The sequence below is a fragment of the Paenacidovorax caeni genome (assembly GCF_001298675.1).
GTDB classification, from domain to species: Bacteria; Pseudomonadota; Gammaproteobacteria; order Burkholderiales; family Burkholderiaceae_C; genus Paenacidovorax; species Paenacidovorax caeni.
The window spans coordinates 1-2,450 of sequence record NZ_CYIG01000102.1; the positions used below are offsets into that span (position 1 = coordinate 1).

The 2,450-nt window shown below is 65.6% G+C and carries 3 protein-coding genes; all 3 read left to right on the forward strand.

Annotated elements, in window-relative coordinates; all coding sequences use genetic code 11:
* Window positions 1–52 precede the first annotated feature (52 nt).
* The 3 genes from tnpA (at window position 53) to tnpC (ending at window position 2,398) form a co-directional block, all read left to right on the forward strand.
* The gene (gene tnpA / locus BN2503_RS18820) at window positions 53–448 is read left to right on the forward strand and encodes an IS66-like element accessory protein TnpA (RefSeq protein ID WP_054258117.1); all 396 of its coding nucleotides are present in this window, start codon (window positions 53–55) and stop codon (window positions 446–448) included.
* Between the two features lie 7 nt (window positions 449–455).
* Window positions 456–788, forward strand: a complete 333-nt coding sequence (tnpB, locus tag BN2503_RS18825) for an IS66 family insertion sequence element accessory protein TnpB (protein ID WP_054258118.1) — start codon at window positions 456–458, stop codon at window positions 786–788.
* Window positions 789–871: 83 nt separating this feature from the next.
* Complete coding sequence (gene tnpC, locus BN2503_RS18830) at window positions 872–2,398, forward strand: IS66 family transposase (protein WP_175537988.1); 1,527 nt, start codon at window positions 872–874, stop codon at window positions 2,396–2,398.
* The last annotated feature ends 52 nt before the right edge of the window (window positions 2,399–2,450 follow it).

Sequence of the window (2,450 nt, forward strand, 5' to 3'; positions counted from 1 at the left end):
GTCCGGCGAACCCATCTTGAGATAGCCCGATCGAACAGGCATCGTGTGCACGATGGAGATCATGCACACCATGGCGAGCGAGGCGATCGCCCCCAACCCCAAGCGGCGCTTCTACAGCCCAGAACTCAAGGCCCGGGTCGTGGCGCAGTGCCGCGCGGACGGTGCGTCGATTGCGGCGGTGGCGCTTGCCCACGGCATCAACGCCAACATCGTTCATCGTTGGTTGCGCGAGCACCCTGCAGCGGCGGCGCCCAAGCCCGTCAATCCGTTCATCCCGCTGAATCTTCCCTCGCCTGAGGTGGAGGATGCCGCACCGGTTTGCCCGTCGGGCAGTCCCACTGCGGACATCCGCGTCGAGATCCGGCGCGGCACAGGGGTTGTGACGGTGAGCTGGCCTGTCGAGGCGGCCAGTTCCTGCGCCGACTGGCTGCGGGATTGGCTACGGTAATCCGGACATGATCCGGATCGATGCGGCCTGGCTGGCCACCACCCCGCTGGACATGCGCGCCGGTACGGATACGGCGCTCGCCCGGGTCATTGCCGTCTTCGGTGCCGCTTACCCCCACCACGCCTACCTGTTCGCCAACAAACGGGCCAACCGTCTCAAGATCCTGGTGCACGACGGTATCGGCATCTGGCTGGCCGCGCGACGCCTGCACCAGGGCAAGTTCATCTGGCCCCTGGCCGGTAGCTCTAACCTTCAATTGCAGCGCCAGCAACTCGATGCGTTGGTCATGGGCTTGCCCTGGCAGCGCCTGGCCGACGGCGGCGTCATCACCGTGGTCTGACTGTTGCGCCACAGCGCGCGCTTGCCAATTGGTGCATGCGCCAATGGTGCACGCGTGTCTGTGCTGGCACAGTGACAGCCATGGTGGTGGAGTCGCAATCCCTGGAAGGTCTGAGCGCCGATCAACTGCGCGAGATGGCTGCCCGCCTGATGACCCAGCTGCGCCACCAGGGCGCCCAGCTGGAGAAGCTCACCCACGAGAACGCGCTGCTCAAGCGCATGAAGTTCGCCGCCCAGTCCGAGCGGTTCAACCCCGAGCAGAAGAGCCTGCTTGAAGATGAGATCGAGGCCGACTTGGCGGCGGTCGCCACCGAGATCGATGCCTTGCAGCAGGCGCCAGCGGTGGCCAACCTGCAAGAGAAGAAGAAGCCCAAGCGGCTGCCGCTGCCGGCGCACCTGCCGCGCCGCGATATCCACCACGAACCCGAATCCACCACCTGCCGCACGTCGGGTTGTGGCTGCCGGCTCTTGCGCATTGGCGAGGACGTGGCCCAGAAGCTGGACTATGTGCCGGGCGTCTTCAGCGTGGAGCGCCACATCCGCGGCAAATGGGCCTGCGCCCGGTGCGAAACCATCGTCCAGGCGCCGGTGGACGCTCACGTCATCGACAAGGGCATCCCCACCACCGGCCTGCTGGCCCAGGTGCTGGTGGGTAAGTACGCCGACCACCTGCCGTTGTACCGCCAGGAAACGATCTTCGGGCGTGCCGGCCTGGCCATCCCGCGATCGACCCTGGCGCAGTGGGTGGGCACCTGCGGGGTGCGGCTGCAGCCGCTGGTGGATGCGCTCAAGGAAGCCATACTCAAACACCGCGTGCTGCACGCCGACGAAACGCCGGTGCAGATGCTCAAGCCGGGCAACGGCAAAACGCACCGGGCGTACCTGTGGGCCTATGCCCCGGGGGCGTTCGAGACCATGAAAGCCGTGGTCTACGACTTCTGTGAATCGCGCGCTGGCGAGCACGCCCGGGCGTTTCTGGGAGAGTGGAGAGGTAGCCTGACCTGCGACGACTTCAGCGGCTACAAGGCGCTGATCGCCAGCGGGGTGACGGAGGTGGGCTGCCTGGCGCATGCGCGCCGCAAATTCTTTGACCTGCACGCGGCCAACAAGAGCCAGATTGCTGAGTTCGCGCTGCAGCAGTTCGCCCGGGCCTACGACATCGAGCGCGAGGCCAAGGAGCTCAAACCCGACGAGCGCAAGGACATACGGCAGCAACAGACCCGACCCGTGCTTGACGCCTTGCACCAATGGATGCTGCTGCAGCGCCAGAAGGTGCCTGATGGATCGGCCACCGCCAAGGCACTGGATTACAGCCTGCGACGCTGGGAGGCATTGACCCGATTCGTCGATGACGGCCGGCTACCGATCGACAACAACTGGATCGAGAACCAGATCCGACCGATCGCCATTGGCCGCAACAACTGGCTGTTTGCCGGCAGCCTGCGTGCGGGCCAGCGGGCCGCCGCTGTCATGAGTCTGATCCAGTCGGCGCGCATGAACGGGCACGACCCATACGCGTATCTCAAGGATGTGCTGACCCGGCTGCCCACGCACAAGGCCAGCCGCATCGACGAACTCTTGCCACACCGCTGGCAATCCGGCGCCATCTGAGTCTCAGCCATGACCGTCGGCGGCGGTCAACATGGGTTTGCCGGACGCATAC